At 65.1% G+C, this 16,040-nt stretch carries 18 protein-coding genes; 7 read left to right on the top strand and 11 right to left on the bottom strand.

What is annotated here, in order from left to right; translation table 11 throughout:
* Positions 1 to 71: 71 nt before the first annotated feature.
* The 6 genes from ACYQ1L_RS10180 to ACYQ1L_RS10155 all read left to right on the top strand — a co-directional run bounded on the left by ACYQ1L_RS10180 (position 72) and on the right by ACYQ1L_RS10155 (position 5,040).
* Positions 72 to 455, top strand: coding sequence for a hypothetical protein (locus ACYQ1L_RS10180; RefSeq protein ID WP_460004050.1), 384 nt, complete (start codon positions 72 to 74; stop codon positions 453 to 455).
* A gap of 42 nt (positions 456 to 497) precedes the next feature.
* Positions 498 to 938, top strand: coding sequence for a hypothetical protein (locus ACYQ1L_RS10175; RefSeq protein ID WP_460004049.1), 441 nt, complete (start codon positions 498 to 500; stop codon positions 936 to 938).
* A gap of 362 nt (positions 939 to 1,300) precedes the next feature.
* On the top strand, positions 1,301 to 2,341 hold the full coding sequence (locus ACYQ1L_RS10170) for an abortive infection family protein (RefSeq protein ID WP_460004048.1): 1,041 nt from the start codon (positions 1,301 to 1,303) through the stop codon (positions 2,339 to 2,341).
* 15 nt (positions 2,342 to 2,356) lie between these two features.
* Entirely contained in the window at positions 2,357 to 2,917 is a 561-nt protein-coding gene (locus tag ACYQ1L_RS10165) for a hypothetical protein (protein ID WP_460004047.1), read from the top strand.
* Positions 2,918 to 2,969: 52 nt separating this feature from the next.
* Complete coding sequence (locus tag ACYQ1L_RS10160; RefSeq protein WP_460004046.1) at positions 2,970 to 3,962, top strand: hypothetical protein; 993 nt, start codon at positions 2,970 to 2,972, stop codon at positions 3,960 to 3,962.
* A 514-nt stretch (positions 3,963 to 4,476) separates the two neighbouring features.
* The gene (locus tag ACYQ1L_RS10155; RefSeq protein ID WP_460004045.1) at positions 4,477 to 5,040 is read left to right on the top strand and encodes a hypothetical protein; all 564 of its coding nucleotides are present in this window, start codon (positions 4,477 to 4,479) and stop codon (positions 5,038 to 5,040) included.
* 310 nt (positions 5,041 to 5,350) lie between these two features.
* Here ACYQ1L_RS10155 and ACYQ1L_RS10150 read toward each other — a convergent pair whose 3' ends face one another.
* From ACYQ1L_RS10150 to ACYQ1L_RS10120, 7 genes are all read right to left on the bottom strand, one after another.
* The gene (locus ACYQ1L_RS10150) at positions 5,351 to 6,403 is read right to left on the bottom strand and encodes a tyrosine-type recombinase/integrase (protein ID WP_460004044.1); all 1,053 of its coding nucleotides are present in this window, start codon (positions 6,401 to 6,403) and stop codon (positions 5,351 to 5,353) included.
* Between the two features lie 77 nt (positions 6,404 to 6,480).
* Positions 6,481 to 6,714, bottom strand: coding sequence for a DUF7455 domain-containing protein (locus ACYQ1L_RS10145; protein ID WP_460004043.1), 234 nt, complete (start codon positions 6,712 to 6,714; stop codon positions 6,481 to 6,483).
* 58 nt (positions 6,715 to 6,772) lie between these two features.
* Positions 6,773 to 7,576 carry a hypothetical protein gene (locus ACYQ1L_RS10140; protein ID WP_460004042.1) on the bottom strand — a complete coding sequence of 268 codons (804 nt, stop codon included), beginning with the start codon at positions 7,574 to 7,576 and terminating at the stop codon, positions 6,773 to 6,775.
* Between the two features lie 45 nt (positions 7,577 to 7,621).
* On the bottom strand, positions 7,622 to 7,999 hold the full coding sequence (locus ACYQ1L_RS10135) for a hypothetical protein (protein ID WP_460004041.1): 378 nt from the start codon (positions 7,997 to 7,999) through the stop codon (positions 7,622 to 7,624).
* A gap of 2 nt (positions 8,000 to 8,001) precedes the next feature.
* On the bottom strand, positions 8,002 to 8,745 hold the full coding sequence (locus ACYQ1L_RS10130) for a hypothetical protein (protein ID WP_460004040.1): 744 nt from the start codon (positions 8,743 to 8,745) through the stop codon (positions 8,002 to 8,004).
* 5 nt (positions 8,746 to 8,750) lie between these two features.
* Positions 8,751 to 9,134, bottom strand: a complete 384-nt coding sequence (locus ACYQ1L_RS10125; RefSeq protein ID WP_460004039.1) for a hypothetical protein — start codon at positions 9,132 to 9,134, stop codon at positions 8,751 to 8,753.
* Positions 9,131 to 10,057: a ribonuclease H family protein gene (locus ACYQ1L_RS10120; protein WP_460004038.1), complete on the bottom strand. Its 927-nt coding sequence runs from the start codon at positions 10,055 to 10,057 to the stop codon at positions 9,131 to 9,133. Before ACYQ1L_RS10120 ends, ACYQ1L_RS10125 begins: the two co-directional genes overlap by 4 nt.
* Here ACYQ1L_RS10120 and ACYQ1L_RS10115 point away from each other — a divergent pair.
* A complete protein-coding gene (locus ACYQ1L_RS10115; RefSeq protein WP_460004037.1) occupies positions 10,026 to 11,405 on the top strand; it encodes a hypothetical protein in 1,380 nt (459 codons plus the stop codon). The genes ACYQ1L_RS10120 and ACYQ1L_RS10115 overlap by 32 nt on opposite strands.
* On the opposite strand, the gene ACYQ1L_RS10110 is transcribed toward ACYQ1L_RS10115, so the two are convergent.
* From ACYQ1L_RS10110 to ACYQ1L_RS10095, 4 genes are all read right to left on the bottom strand, one after another.
* Complete coding sequence (locus ACYQ1L_RS10110; protein ID WP_460004036.1) at positions 11,406 to 11,846, bottom strand: hypothetical protein; 441 nt, start codon at positions 11,844 to 11,846, stop codon at positions 11,406 to 11,408. It abuts the gene before it with no gap.
* A 71-nt stretch (positions 11,847 to 11,917) separates the two neighbouring features.
* Positions 11,918 to 12,382, bottom strand: coding sequence for a hypothetical protein (locus ACYQ1L_RS10105; RefSeq protein WP_460004035.1), 465 nt, complete (start codon positions 12,380 to 12,382; stop codon positions 11,918 to 11,920).
* Positions 12,379 to 12,861, bottom strand: a complete 483-nt coding sequence (locus ACYQ1L_RS10100; protein ID WP_460004034.1) for a hypothetical protein — start codon at positions 12,859 to 12,861, stop codon at positions 12,379 to 12,381. Before ACYQ1L_RS10100 ends, ACYQ1L_RS10105 begins: the two co-directional genes overlap by 4 nt.
* A 35-nt stretch (positions 12,862 to 12,896) precedes the next feature.
* Positions 12,897 to 15,989 carry a Hint domain-containing protein gene (locus tag ACYQ1L_RS10095; protein WP_460004033.1) on the bottom strand — a complete coding sequence of 1,031 codons (3,093 nt, stop codon included), beginning with the start codon at positions 15,987 to 15,989 and terminating at the stop codon, positions 12,897 to 12,899.
* Between the last annotated feature and the right edge of the window lie 51 nt (positions 15,990 to 16,040).

Raw genomic sequence — 16,040 nt, 5'->3', positions numbered from 1 at the left:
AAATCCACCCTGGATAAGGGCAGTTATCCAAGGTGGAGCAGGGCACTGCGCCGTGCGGGTATGTGGTGGTCATGGACGATGACGAACTCGAAATCGTGGCAGGCGTCGATGAGCAGACCAAGTTCGACGCGATCATCGAAGCCGCCGTCGAGCACACCCGCGTCGAGAACGCTGCCCTCGAACGCAACGACACCGCGGCCGCCGACGAAGCGCACGAGCGACGTGACGCGATCCTCCCGACAGATCCGTTCGAACTACGCGACCTCCTCGACACCGCCATCGAGTACCTGGCGATCGAGCAAGAGGAGAACGACGATCTCCGGGACGCGATGATAACCGGAGCTTCTGCCGTGCTCGACCGTCGTGAGAGGATCCTCGATCGGTTCTTCCAGGGCTCCGCTGTCGGTGGCGGGATCGTCACGTTCGTCATACTCGCCACGATGGTCATGAGGTGAGGTTCATGGCTTGCGATGTAACAGAACTGGGAGGCCTCTGAAATGCCCATCCTGAACTACACGACCACGATCGCGGTCGAGAAGACCATGGGGGAGATCAACGCAGCGCTCGCGCGGCGGGGCGTCATTCGGATCTCAACCCTCTACGACGAGAACGGCGTCGCGGCCGGCCTCGGATTCACGATGCGCACCGACTACGGGTTCCGGGACTTCGAGCTTCCGGTGCGCACCGAAGGGCTACTCGCCGCAATGAAAGCAGACCCGTCGGTGAAGCCCGGGCAGAAGACCCAGGCGCAGGCTGCGCGCGTCGCGTGGAGGATCGCGAAGGACTGGCTTGAGGCCCAGTCCGCGCTCATCGACGCGCAACTCGCAACGCTCGACGAGGTGATGATGCCCTACATGGTGGACGCGAAGGGGCAGACGATGTACTCCGTGTACCGGTCCAACCAGAAGGTCATCGCGACGAAAGAGGGGAAGGCATGAACCGCAAACAGATCGGTGAAGGGACCCGCGCGGCCCTGGAACAGGCGGCGACGGTGTCTATTGATAGTCCCCGGTTCTGTGCGGATACATGCCGAGTCTGAGTCGCGCCGCCGCATGAGTCGGGCCTTCCTCGAAACTGGCTGATTCGGGCCACACCCGCTGGACGTAAAGCCGACAGGTCAGGGCCGGAACCTTTGACGAGATGGCTGTCGGATTCGCCCACCGAGTCGTCCGCTACTGGTGGGATCGTATCGACGGACGAGCCCGCAGTGTCTCCGACACGGGCAAACAGTCGATACCCCGAAAGGCTCTTCGGTCCGACTATCTGCCTGTCACGAAGAGTGAACTCGTACAGTGAGGGCATGGCATTCCAATGGCGGCAGGACATGCCCGCAAATTTGGTCGAACTGGCGGTCGGGAAGTGCCTCATCGCCGAGATGGATGAATCTCGCTGGACCGAACTTGGACTGGTGACCGGAACGAAGGACCGGATCTACGAGCATCCGCGCCTGCTCCGATCGCTTCGATTCGGCGACGATGATTACGACGGACACGTCTACGACATGGTCCCTCTACTCCTCGGTGACGACGAGCTGAGGTGGGGTGCGCCGCCACCCCAGGACATTCAGGTTCGATTCCCGCGGCTCGGTTTGGTTGCTGACTTCCTCGATCTACCTGCGTGGCTCGCGGTCAACGAACCAGCCCTCTTCTCGCGGCTGTTTCTCGTCGACGACGTGGAGACGACGCTCCCGGACGGGACCGTGCTGTCCGAGGCGGAGTCGGCAGCGGTGAGGCTTGGAGTGGCCGAGATGCGACGACAGATTGACCGAATCCGACGGGACTACGGCAGCGACCCAGAGGCAGCGATCGGTCAGGCGAAGGAGCTGATCGAAAGCACTTGCAAGACGATTCTCGGGATCACGGGCGACAGCGACGACAAGCACGATGTGCCTGCACTAGTGAAGCAGACGCTTCTTCACCTCGGTCTCGATGCGAGCCAAGTAGGTGCTGGTCCGGACGAGCGCGCAGCGAAACGATTGCTTGGAGGGGTGGCCAGCATCCTGAACGGCGCCGGAGAACTGCGTAATGCTCGTGGAACAGGGCACGGTCGGAGCGGCGCAGATCTCGTTGACGGGGCTCTCGCTCGAATGGCTGTGGGAGTCGTGCTGCCTGCCGTGATCTACCTCATCGAGAACTGGGAGGCACAAGTTGGGGCGTCGTATCCTCAGCCGCCGGAGCAGACGACTCTACCGCCTAGTGCTTTCGAGGTCGGCGAAATCCTTCGACACGAGACCTTCGGTGAGGGGCAGGTACTCGAAACCGCCGTGACACCGCACGGGACCGTCGCGACGGTTGACTTCGGTCCGAGAGTCGGTCGACGCCGCATCCTGTTGCACGGTTGAACCGGGTGCAGATCCGTGATTGATGATGCCCGCACGAAACGACTCGAAGACAAGCTCCAACCCGAGAACGTCGCGGCGGCTCTGATACGTGCCGGCGCACTGCTCACCGGCTACGAACTGGTCAAGACAACCATTCTCGACGAGGTGAAGGGCTTCTACGTCGAGGGCTTCAACGAGGGCGGGCTGATCTATTCGAAGAGCTACGAGACGAAGGTGCTCACACTCGGGAAGAACCCGTTCGAAGCATCCATGAACTGGCTGGTCCAGATGAACGCGATCACCCGAGAGCAGGCTGCCTCGCTGGACGCGATCCGGGCCCACCGGCATTCGGTAGCTCACGAGCTTGCTCGATTCCTTGTCGACCCGGATGCCGATGTCAGCGTCGAGCGGCTCACGGAGCTGCAAGGGATTATGCGTTCTCTCGACCGTTTCTGGGGCGGCATCAGCGCAGAAATCGATCCCGACTTCGACGGCGTCGAGCTGGACCGCGACAACATCGTCAGCGGCTCTGGCGCGCTCCTGACGTACTTGCTCCAAATCGCTGGCGTCGAAGACTCGGGCACGGCGGCAGAGTAGGGCTTCGATCATCTTGGAGACGTACCCGGGCGGGTGCTCGGATACTGAGAGCATGAGAGAACTGGATGGTGCTGATGTCGAGAGCAAGGACGTGACTTCGCCGCCGACGGATCGGGAGCGGGTGCTGAGCGCGGGAGTGAACTTCACGAATCGCCCCGAACTGAAGTACGCCCGAGCTGTACATCTCGCCAACGAGCTGCGCGGGCGAATCGATGAGTGGTCGGCATCCGAGACACTGCTCGCGCGGCTGCATCAGATCGACGATCACACGATCCAGTTCCGTCTGGAGGTACGTTCCCGGCCGCCCATCGATGAGTGGTCACTTATCCTCGGTGATGCGTTGCACAACTTGCGGAGCGTATTCGACACTGCGATCTGGGCTCTCGCAACACTCGATGGTGCGGAGCCGAAGTCACCAACCCAGGTCATGTTCCCTCTCACAGCGAACAAAGGTGAGTGGGGGAAGCGAATCAAGACGCTCGAGTCAGTCCCTTCAGTCTTTCTCGAGCGAATAAGGCAGCTGCAGCCCTGGGCAGACGGCGCCCAACGAGATGACAGTCTTCTTTGGCTGCTTCACCGGTTCGACATCGTCGACAAGCACCGCGGCCTCATCTCAGGCGCATTGCACTTCAAGCAGCTCACAGTCCCGGGCCTGGAGTTGAACTTCCGACCGGCTGACACGGCAAGCGATGCGCAGGCAACCTACGAGATTCAGAAGGATCCGATCCAAGCGAAAGACGGAACAGTCCTCACGACGATTCGCTGCAGTACTCACACGATGCACCCGGAACCCGGTTACCTCGCGAGAGTTCAAGTGCAGTTCAGGCTGCACTGGGACGAGGAGCGTGGCGTCTTCCTTGATGCGTTCCTTGGCGACCTGATCTCAAGGACTCGCCAGTGGCTCGACATCATCTACGGCGGCCGAACTTATGCGCAAGCACAGGCGATGGCGCGCGAAGGGACCGGCCCCAACATCGTGTCGGGATACCACGACGAGACGGGAAAACTCCATCTTCTGCGGTTTCAGATGGGGGAACCGAAATAGTCCCCTGGGTCGGGCCAGTGAGCGGCGCTACGCGTAGCGTCAAAGTCTTGCGAGCGGCCCCCGGGCCCGGCCGCAACGCGACCGCGTCTTGGATGCCGTGGGGCCAGCAAATGCCGATCACCGAGTGAACGTTTCGCTCAACTTGTCGTCGATTGCCACTCGGCTTCTTGTATGGTCGCAGCGCGCCGCCAACGATCATCGGAGTCGAGCTTCGCCCCTCGCTATGAGACCGCGATGCGGAGCGGTTCATCGATGGGGGCGGCGAGGCTGGACGCCAGAGCCGGCTCCGCATAGCGCTCCGCGGTGTTCCTCCAGTCCTCGAGAAGAACTGAGAATGCGTCGAATCGGTCCATCGATTCGGGCGATGACAGAACCTCAACGCACTCCCGCATGAGCTGCTCCCGATCAGACAGGGGCAGCCTCATCATCCACGAGGTCGAGCTCACGAGTTCAATCTGGCCCCAGCGATGGCGGCCGCTTAGCCCAGGAATCGGGCGAGCGGTAGCATCACTACGTGGACGGATTCTCGATGCTCATGAGTGCTGGCGTAGTCGTCATTGGGATGATGATCTGGTCATCTTTCAAGAGTGCGGCTAAGGTTCGTGAACTCAGAGCAGATCTAAATGACGCGACTTACGGGTCGAATCCCAGCCCTGCTCATGTCGCGCAGGTCAACAATGGACGAAGCCTCTACGCAAGAGGGGTTCGGGAACTGGCAAATAGGGATACATCGGCCGCACGCGTGACATTTCAGGAGTCCGCCAGAACTGGGTACCTCCCGGCGGTTACCGCGCAGGGAATCATTGCCTTATGGAGCGGCGATGTGAATGCGGCTCGCCGCGAATGGGAACGCTCCGCGTCAGGAGGCGACGTTGCCGCGCAAATCCTATTGAGCCTCGATGCGGACGACTCGGTCGAATTTGGCTCACATGAGTTCGCTCGGGCTTTGATGCGTGCAGACGATCAATATCGCAAGGACGAGGAAGCGCGTGAATTTGTACTCGGGGTTGCGGGCCACCTTGGATTCAGGGAATGGGCTCGCGCCCGTGCGATCGAGGAGGAGCTGGGCAACCCTTGATCCTCCCGTAGGACTGTCCTGGTTCTATGCCCACCACAGCCGCCGGAAAAGCTATCCGCCAGCAACTCACCGGCACAACGACTCCGTGTCCGCGCCATCCCGGGCCGGGCGAAGGTCGCGATTGCCTTCGCGGTTGGACGAGTACCCGCACCGTTGCGAGCGGATGATGGTCCGCTCACGCAGAGCGGAATCGATGCTACGCCCGGGCGGATCTCGTCGTTGATGGTATGCCAACTTTGGGCGATGCATTGTTGGGAGCCGCAAGATTCGGCGCATCTCGGCGTGACTGCAACGCCCCACCGGGCGCTGGCTACTCCGGGCGGGCGCCGGTGAGGTACGCCGTCTGAGCGACTCGTTCGACCGCGACCCGCCGGTAGACGCCGACGGTTGCCAGGGAGGTGTGGCCGGTGATCTTTGCGATGTCGAGCTCGCTGGCCCCGGCGGCTGCGGAGAGCGTGACGAAGGTTGCTCGGAGGCTGTGCGAGGAGAAGCCTGCGGTGACCTCGTCGTCGACGCCGAGGCGTCCGATCCGGTCCCGGAGCATGTTCGTGATCGTCTGGTCCGGGTGCGTGAGCCGGTCGCTCGTGATGCTGTCGTTTCCGCGGATCCGCGGGAACAGCGGGCTGTCGAGGCTGGCACCCGCGGCGGTCAGGTGGCGTCGCCAAGCTAGGAGTTTCGTGACGGGGTCGAGGTGCCGGCTAGCGTCGTCGATCGCTCGTTTGATCGGGATGTAGGAGCCTCGTCCGGTCTGGTCTGTCTTCGACGTTCGCAGGTGAAGAACCAGGCCGTCGATCGTCTGTGCCTGCGCGACGTCCCCAACCTGGAGGTTCCCGATGCTGCTCGCACGAAGCGCGGCGCCGATCCCGGTGGCGATCAGTGCCGCGTCGCGGATGCCGCGTGCGGTGCGTTCGCTGGCGGCCTGCCGGTAGAGGCTGCCGAGAAGGTCTAGCGTGAGGGGCTCGGCTTGCTTCCGCGCGGTCTGAGCGTCCCGGCGGGCAAGGCCCCGCAGTCGAACCTGCAGTTGGGGGTGTGAGAGCGCGGCCAGGGTCTCGACCGAATTCGCCCTCCGTGCGGCGTACCGGATCGCGTGGACGACCTGACCGGCTGTGCTGGGGCGGACTCCGGCGTTCACCCGCTCCGACAGGAACAGAATCAGCGCCGCGACGTACGGTTCACGGTCCGCTGGACGGTCGCACAGCCCGGATGCGCCATGGTCCGAGCACCAGGTGGCCCACACCCGCCACGCGTTCTCGTACGTCCGACGCGTGTTCGCGCTGACGGCCTCGTCGGCGAGCTCCGCAGCGGTGCGCAACGCAGACGCGCCGACGTCACCCGCTGAGGTCAAAGAGCCGAACGTCGACATGCTCAAAGGCTACGCCGCGTCCGTGCGGCGCCTGTGGCGGGTGTTCGGTGTGACGCGGATCACTCGTCGGTGTCTAGCTATGCGGCGTTCAGCAGCGACGCACGCTCGTCGTGCCAGGAGGAAGCGGCCAGGAACAGGTTCTCCTCGTACTTGTTCGCGTGATGGCCGCAGTAGAGGAGTTCGGTCCTATTGACGACCGCGGCCAGGTAAGCCTGGGCGCCGCAGGCATCGCACCGGTCGTGCGCGTCGAGCGGTTTCCGGTCCGTTGCGATCAGTGCATCGAGCGGTGCGGGGATGGTCTCTGCTGTCATATCCATGCCTTTCACATACCCGGTCAGCGGGATGTCAACCGCCCTGGGGCCTTTCGGCCTATGAGAGGTCGAGGATGAAGGTCGCGCCATTGCCCTCCGAGCTCGAGAAGTGGCGGGACGGGTTCGAGATGTTGGATGCCACCTCGTCGAGCTCGTCTTCCAGGTCGCCGGCAAACACCCCGTTGCCAGGCCACAGCGTCGTCCCGTCGGCATCCACGACCTCGGTGACCGTCATGAACTCTCCGTGATCTGACCAATCCAACTGCAGCCGGCGGATCCCCGCCGAGCGGGACAGCCCCGTGAGGACGTCATGGGCGGCATCCTCGACCTCGTTCGCTGCGGACACCCAGTCCTCATGCTCTTCACCGACGTGCCGGTACCGGTCGATCGCTTCCTGAAGCCGGCGACGAGACGCAGCGATCCCCGTCGGCTTGTTCGGCTCTTCCACGTCGAGGGTGAAGTCCGGGCCGTCCTGATGCATGTGCCGCAGCGCCCCGGTGCCGAGGTTCCCGAGGTCGTAGTACGCCTCACGGATGCGGTCGTCGACATCGTCGGGGGTGACGGCGTTGCCGTGCTCGTCGCGGAACCCGGTGAACTGCAGGTCGTCGCCATCCCACGAGTAGGCGATCGTCTCCATCCCCGCGGGTGCGATCCTTCGCATGTCCCGGATCGTCTCCCGCTCGTACACGGCACGGGCTTCCAGGAAACGGCGAGTGGCGGCGCCGAGCGCATCCGACGGCGCCGGATCCACCCCGCCACCATGCTCGAGAACGGCGTCCGGGTCGCTGCGGACGTGGTCACGGAACTGGCCGGCGTTGTCGGGCTGACCGCGACGGACCTTGGACTCGTCGAAGGTGCTCATGCCTCTTATACGGACGGCATCGTTGCGGTCCTGGCCGGCCGACGGTCAGTCCGCGCCGTCGATCCCGGCGCACTGCGGGCAGTACGGGACCTCATCGTCACGTTCGAAGAACCAGAACCCGCCGCATGCGGGGCAGCCACGGGGAGCGAAGGTCGTGAAGACGACCGCGAACCGGCTGTCCGCTCCCATCCGCCATTCCGCCACCCGGTCCTTGGGCGACAGGTGCTCGAACTCGTCGAGCGTGCGCTGCATGATGCTCGCTCGGCGAGCGGTCGACGCGTCCCGGTATTCGACCAGCGCGCTGACGCCCACGCCCACCACCGTCGGCATCGGCGCAAGCTCCAGCTCCGGAGCGGAGCGGATCCGTTCCGCGAACTCGCCGCCATGCGAGGAGACACCTGAAGGAATACGGGGGATCGTCACCGTCAGATCACCGCCTGCGGGTAGTCGTCATCGCCGAACCGGAGGTCGCTCTCACGGATGAAGTTGTCCAAGAGAGTGCGCACGTCGGCCCCGTATGCGCGGTCGAGCTTCTTCTCCCGGGCGAGGATCTCGACCACTTCCCGCTCCGTGCGCTCGACACCCCGGAAAGCGACCGTGGGGACGGGTACCCCCGTACCGGTCGCAACGTACAGCGACACGGGCCGCCCCTCGGCCCCCTCGCGGACACTGACCCAGCTGCGACCGTCACCGTCCCGGACGACGTCCGTGACCACGCTGAAGTTCTGCCGGGCCCATTCCGCATCCGGGCCCTCATCGAACAATCGCGACAGGTCCACCCGGTCGCCGGGACGCAGATCGAACGTGGAAGTGACCCGTCCCGCCTGCCCGTCCGCGAGCACCTGAGACATCTGGAACGCCGCCTGGTGCGCTTCATCCGAGTCGCCAAAACGCTCCCACTCCTCCCAATCCCATCCATCCGGTTTCGAACCCACAGGGTCCTCCAGGAACAGGCGGATCTGCTCCCGGGCCGGGACACCATCGGCAGGGAGTGCGCCGTCGTCCTCCAGCTGTGACACCCAATCGCCGATGATCGTGCTCTTCGCGGCCGCGGCGTCGAACAACTCCCGACGAGACAGGGTGAGGGCTTCGGTTGCGTGCTCGCGCACATGCCCGGAGAACAGCCCCCGCCGGTCATGCAGTGCGCCGTTCGCGTCGATGATGGTCATGTCGTTCATACGTGCGGCGCCGTGGTGGATTGGCCGAACCGGTCCCGTTCCCCGGAGTGCAGGCGTTCCCTGGCCAGGTCGTCGGTTGCCTGACGTTCCGCGTCACGGACACGCACCGACGCGGCGACGCCGCTCAACGCGAACGTCACGCAGATCACCGCGAACGACGCCTCCCCGAGCAGCCCGGCACGCTCTGAGGCGTCCCAGAACGACTCGACACCGACCGCCCCGGCCGCACACGCGAGCAGCAGAAGGACCAGCACACGCACCCGACGCAGCCGCGGGCGCATGCGCAGCCGTGGGGACACGAACATCCACGCCGACATGGATGCGAGGGCGAACGGCGGGAACATCAGCATGAGCAGGAACATCAGCACGGCGACGGTCATCGGGGCACCGCTGCGCTCGGGTGCATCCGGTCGTGCTCACGCCATTCCAGGTGCGCCTGCCGGCGGATGTCCTGCCATCGGGCGGACGCCAGCGCAGGCAGCATCCCCTCCACGATCGTTCCTGCCAGATTCCGGACGTCCCGATCGGTCAGCTTCAGCCACGACTGCCGGTGCTGCAGCACCGCGAGACGGTCAGCGACGTCGTTCAACAGGTTCCCGTGGTGCGCGCGCACCCACACAACCTCGAGCGCGCCGGAGCGGAGCATCCGCAGCGTCTGGGCCACACGCTTGCTCGGGAACGCGGACAAGATCGACGCGTCCGCGGTCAGCAGGATGCGCACGGCCTGCATGCTGTCAGAGAAGAGCACAGCCTTCGAGAACTCTTTCCCCTCCTTCCGAGGACCGCAGCGCTTCGACGCGTGTGTGCAGGCGAAGTCGATGATCGAACCGAGCTCTGCGGTCAGCAGGTTGCCGGTGCAGTTCTGAGTGCGGAACTGCCCGGTGTGCGTGACCCACGACCATGCGGGCCGGCCATGGCGTGGATGAGCTGAACCGTCCGTGCCTGCGTACAGGACCGGTGCATGGCCGTACGTCATCGCCTCCGCGGCAATACGGTCGTGCAGCTCGGTGACGGCCTCCGCCATCCACCCCAGCCCCCGGTTCAGCATCGTCACAGAGGGGACGATGAACCGGGGCAGCCGCACCGCGTCGGCGATCACCGTGCGCAGCGCCTCGGTGGCACATCGCACCACGACAACCTCCCCGTCGAGGGCATTCAGCCATTCCGCGACGGAGTCGCGCAGACCCGACCAGCGTCCTTGCCGTGCGGCCTGCACCCGGGTCTCGGACGCTCCCGCGAGCGTGCGTGCCTTCCACCCGAATCCGTCCTTGGTGACGATCCCGACGACCTCCGCGACGGTCACCGTACCGGCATGGGACGCGCTGGACAGCACATCCATCAGCGGCGGCGGTGCCGGCGGCGGGACGGTGAGACTCCCTGATGCGATCAGCGTTGTCATACCCGTCACATACCCGCACCACCCCTGCATCGGGGTCGGCAAGTTTTCCGGCGAAACCGGGGATATGGGGGTCATGAGATCACCGCACGATCAGCAGGCGGCCGCCCGGATCCGGGAGGCCGCGAAACAGGCGCTGAACGACCCCACTGAAGAGATTGCCGTGCGCTTGCAGATCGTCGGGGTGCTGTTGGACCCGGCGCTCGGGATCGTCGACCGTGCTGTCGCCGGGTTCGAAGGACGGCAGCGGCTCAATCAGCTCGAGCGGGAGCGGCTGCAGGACCATGTGACCCGGTCGCTGGAACGGAAGGTACTGGGCACGGCCCTGGCGCCGAACCGCGGTCGTCCGCACACCAGCCGCATCCCACTGCAGGGACTGATCAACAGCCCCGTCGGGTGGGCTCGAAGGTACGCGTCCGAGAGCGTGAAAGGCGGAATGACCGTGGTCCGGCGGATCCGCACGCATACGCAGCGCGGGAGCGGTGCTGTACCGGACGCCGGCCAGGTCCCATCCGCGGAAGAGGAATGCATCATCGATCTGGATGAGGCGAGGGCCCTGTCGCAGATCCGGGAAGTCGAACATTGGGATCGCAAGCGGATGCTTCCCTACGAAATCGATCGTGCTGCTGCGGAGCAGCTGCTGCGCTACCTGGGCCTGCCCGCACCGTTCGTCGCCGACACCGCCACCCGTCGGTGGATTGAATCGCTGACCTCGACCGGTGAGGGGAGGGAGCGAATCCTGCTGTCCGTCTACGCCGCCCGCGACCTGTGCGAGCGACACCCCGGACGCGCCCAGCACATCGACCCTCGCCTGCTTGATCTGTGGCTGGACTACACCTACGACGACCTGGAGACACTCATCGAAGAGCAACCCGATGTCGTCACCACGATCGTCCGCGGAACGGTCGTCTTCCCGTCACGGCCCGCAGAGAGCACCCGCCGTTACATCCGACGCGCCGCGAAGTCCATGTCCACGCGGCGCGGATGGTCGAGCCTCGTCCACGCGGCCGAGCAGGCGTGGGCAGCGGAGTTCTTCGCACCCGCCAGCGAACGCGACTTCCGTGGCATCCCGCAGACCGAGAAGCACCGCGCGAAGGCCGCCGCGGAATGGCCTGACGCCGCCGGCGCGCTCATCCGGTTCCCGGACAACCCGCTCGGCGCCGGCGTACGCACGATCGCGGATGTCGCCCGCTGGTTCGAGAACGCCCTCGAGGTCGTGCAACGGGAGGAGCGCCAGGAGGCCGCGGCCGCGTGATCAAGACTTGTTCGCGCTGGACGTGTCCAGCGACCAGATGCACGGGGCGGTGTCTGCCTTCAGCCGGACGGTGACGCTGAACGTGCCGGCCCTCTCGTCCGTGCCAGTGACCACGTAGTGGTTCTTGTCGTCCTTCGCCTGCTTCGTGCCGCTGACTTTCCAGTCCCCACCCTTCGGGATGACCATGCCGCTGTCCCCGGACGTGTACAGGTCGTACAGGGACTTGTCGAACTTCGAGCTGATGATCCCATCCGACCCGGTCGGCTCCTCGCAGGTGAATTTCGCCGCATCGGCGGGCTTACGCTCCATCACCGCGTTCACCCACCCCTGAGCGGCCTGCTGGGCGGCCTGTTCCGGGGAGGCCGGAGCGCACGCGCTCAACGTCACGGACAGTGCCACGGCGGTCGCGGCGGCGATCATCGTCGTGCGGAACTTCCCCATGGTGCTGCCCTCCTCCACACGGCACCGCGAAATACTGGCGCCTGGTCGATCCTGACAGCCCGGGCGGAACGTCAGGCGGCGTCCTCCAGCGTGTCGGGATCCGCGACGAACAGCTGCACCGCGCCGAGGCGGGCGAGCGAGTCCAGGAACGTCCGCTCCGTGAGCGGGTCCAGCCAGACGATCGTCGCCCCGGACGGACGGGGCACATCCGTGAACGGGGCGTAGCCGGTGGCCATCAGGAACAGAGGGAGGACCGACTCCCACCCGTCGAAGATCACAGTCTCCGTGCGGCGATCATGCAGCATCACCGTAAGCGCGTCCTCGCCCAGCGCCTCCGCACCAGCATCGGCGACGATAAGCGCTTGGAGCGTGTTCGCGCGGTCCGCGAGGGCATCATGCCGCAACGCCAGCCGGCCGTCGGCGGTCTCAGTGCCGTGGCCGGCGAGGATGCTGTCCGTGAGCTCCAGGATGCTGTCCGACGTGGTCACCTCCTGGGTGGTGTTGTCGATGAGTGCGAACTCCCGGTTTCGGGTCATGCTGCCTGCTCCAGACTGTCGAAACTGATCCGCCCGTCGGCGGCGTGCACGAGCGTGGGGGATCCGAGGACGACGTCCACCACGTCCACCCCCGGGCGGAACCCGAAGTGAGCGAGCACCCACCGCGACCACCATTCCGGTTTCCCGCCCGCGTACGGTGCCGAACGGTCGACGGTCACCACCGAGCTGGTGGCGCCGTCGAGCGGGATCACGAGCGCGGGCCGGCGGATCGCAACGACCTCCGTGATGGTCCACTTCCCACCCGGGCGCAGGGGATGCTCCCAACGCAGCAGTTGCGTGGCGCCGGCGTGCAGCATCAGCCCCGCGTCGTCCTCGCGCATCACCACCGCCCACCCGTCGTAGCGGCTGAGCACGTCCCGGATCCGGAAGAGCTCATCGTCGTCGAACGTGCGGTCGGCACCATCCGGGTGGGTGGTCGGCAGGTCCGCGATCGCGTACCGGAATCCCTTGCTGTTCATGGGCTCCGCATACCCGGTTCCGCAGGGAATCATGCTCACCCCGCCTTCGCGGTCTCCGTGGCTTGGTGCCGGGCGGCGTTCGCTCGAGCGAAACCCTGCAATGGCCGTCCGGTCTCCGGGTCGAGCTCCCAGGGTTCGTACACCCGCGGCCCGGTCCCGTACTGGGGTGTGGCTGCTTCCCGGGTATCGGAAGCCTGCTGGGCAAGGTCGGGGAACCGGGCGTGCACGGCCGCATGCGCGGGACGAGTCTGATCCAACTGGGTCTCCGGGAGAGGATGGATGCCTCGCTGACGCAGCGCTTCGATGAGAGTCTCCTCGGTCGCGTAGTAGGACTTGAACACGACCGTCGGCTGACCGGCGAACTCGGCGATGCCGACGCCTTTCGCGACATCCTCGTCCTGTTTCACCCGGTCGGGGATCTCCGGCGCCGCGGACACGTTCGCGAGGATCAGCTTCCTGTTCCCGGCGGTGGCGACGGCGCCGAGCAGCATCTTGTGGGGGAGATTCGTGCGCAGCGAGGTGCTGATCCCGGTGTCGGTGGATGCGACCTGGGTGGACAGGATCAGGTGGAAACCGACGAACCGCTGCTCGGCCGCGATCTTCTGCACGAAGGTCTTGATCAGCTCCTTCGCGTAGTTGCGGTTCTCCGCTTCGACCCGGAGGGGGTCCTTCCCACTGAGGCGGCGGGGGACCGTCTCCGGGGCGAACAGCCCGGTGACCTCGTCGATGATGATGACGACGTCCCGCATCGTCGCGCGGACGTCCGCCGGGAGCTCGTTGACGTTCTTCGCCTTGTACCGCTTCAGGACCGAGGCCCGTCGCTCGCCTTCCCGGTACAACTCCTCGAGGACGACGGCGCCTTCCTCGAACGACTCGCACCCCCACCCTCCGTTGCGGACGAATGGACGCCAGTTCTCGAAGTCGACCGCCTTCTGGGGCACGTCGATGATCGCCAGCTCCGCACCGCCGGCGAGGGCGCCGGAGATGATGTCGTTGAGCGTGACCGAGTTGTGCGTCGGAACGAATCCGGCCGTCAGATAGGTTCCGTCGGACGAGTCCACTTGGATGCAGCGCCCCGGACGTGACTGCACGGAACGGATGGCGGTGATGTACAACCAGCCTTGCGTCTGCCGAGTGGTGCGCGGCAACCGTTCGGACTTTCGCTGAAGCCCGAACACTGCCTCCGTCGTTGTGAACGAAATGCGGTATCGAGTACCTGTGACGTGAGTGACACCGGCCTTCATGTATTGGGCCGCGCCAGTCCGCATGGACGCCTTGATGCCAAGGCTGCGGATGAGCTCGAGCACATCTCGAGCTAGGTCGCCCTTCGTGAGATCGATGCCGCAACGCCCGCGTGAATCGATTGTGCCGTCGGTGTCCATGATTCCTCGCAGGAGCATCATGCGTTGGGCGAGCGAGGCACGGAGGTATGTCTCTGGAATGCGCTTGTCGAGTTTTCGACCGTCATTGGACTCTGCAAGCGGCAACAGGCCACCAAGAGCGGCCCGCAGGCCATCAATGTGGAACGTGGAAGCGCGCCCGTGAGCGTGCCCCGTGCGCGCGACCGTGTACCCCTCGGCGAGGACAGACGCGATGACTTCTTCGTCCATGGACGTGATGGCGCCAGTACGCGCCGTGCCGTCTCCAAGCCAGGCGCCGAGCGTGTACGGAGCGACTGGCAACGTCGCGTTCGGCAGGTCCGCACCCGCTGAAGTGCGGATGGCGAAGCGAGTCCCGCCGACACGAGTCTCCGCGATGATCTCGGCCGTCGTCATGATTCGTTCATCAGGATCGAGTGAGCGAGCCTCCCCCGCAATCCATTCAACTCGTTCAGAGAGACGCTCCAGGGCTCTCCGTTCCGGGTAGACAACTGGGTGAATGGTGATCCGGTCGCGAGAATCGGCTACAGTTGCGGAGCGTTCGACCAGGCGCGACGGCACATCCATGAATTTCAGTGCGCTTCGGACGCTGGCAGGGTAGTTCCATTCCAGACCTTCGATGTCGGTGATGGATTCGAACAATTCGCGCTCCGTGACCTCTGCATGGGCATCCGCAGCTGCTGCGCGAAGACGGAGCTCTGTTGCGACTCGCAGCAGTTTTGCCTGGCGCGCGAAGGCACGGAGGAACTTGGGCTGATGCTTGCGAGCACGTTGTGTATGTGAGCAGACGACCCATTGATGGTCAGCGTCGGCCTCGATTGTCTGCCCATCGTCAAGCGTGATTTCGTACAGATCAGGTTCGGGGTTGGTTGCGCTCACGGCGATGACACGCGTGGGCTCGCCGCTACGGCTCAGCACCTCATCGCCGACAGAAAGCTCGCCCATTGTCGTGATGCCAGTCGGAGTCGGAATTTTCGCATCGAGCGGAAGTAGCTTTCCCGCTCCGGTGATGCCACCGAGCTGCGCATGCGGGGCGGCGGAGAAGTTCAGGTACAGGGTCTCGTTCGGCTCATCGCCACGATCCGCGAGACGCTCACCGATCGGGATCGGCCTGAGCGCGCCGTCCTGCGGGTGCGGCATCCGGTCGAGCGGGTAGGGGATCGATGCGGGGAACATCGGCGGTGTGGACGGGATGATCTCACCGGTGAGTGCGTTCGAGTTCCCCACGAAGTACCAGCCGAGCTCGCCGACAGTGATCTCCGCGACCTCCGCGAGCTTGTCGTCGTGCTTCGATGGCACGTACTGGGGCGGCAGACCGAGGCGGAACCCGCCACCTTTCCGGGCCGACACCTGCACATCCCAGGGCTTCACACCGAGGGCGGTCGCTACCGCACTGCGGCAGCGAACCTCGGCGTCGGTGAGTTTCGACAGGATCCCGCGGTTGATGTGCGGCTGGAACCCGGTGAGGTACCAGCCGGCGTTCTTCGGATCCGATTCCAGCATCTGCGCGGCCTTCTCACCGTCCGTGGCGCGCATGATCCCGCCCAGGCTGACCGTCCGGGTCGTCCCGGTGCCTTCCACACGGTGGATCAAGCCCCGGCGGACCAGCGTGAGGACACCGTCGGCGAAGTCCTGGATCTCCCATCCGGGGCCGTGATTCTCCTCGACTTTCCGCAGCACGGTGTCGACGTGGGCCTGGTTCCCGGGGTCGAAGTTCTTCCCGGTCAGGTCGATGCTGGTGCGATCCACTGTTCCCCCTTCACCGTCCACCCCTGCGAACGGAACCGCGGTCGGGCAGCC

The sequence above is a fragment of the Microbacterium xylanilyticum genome, assembly GCF_054654695.1.
The sequence above is the reverse complement of the archived record's forward strand: the minus strand, read 5'-3'. Positions and strand labels throughout refer to the sequence as shown.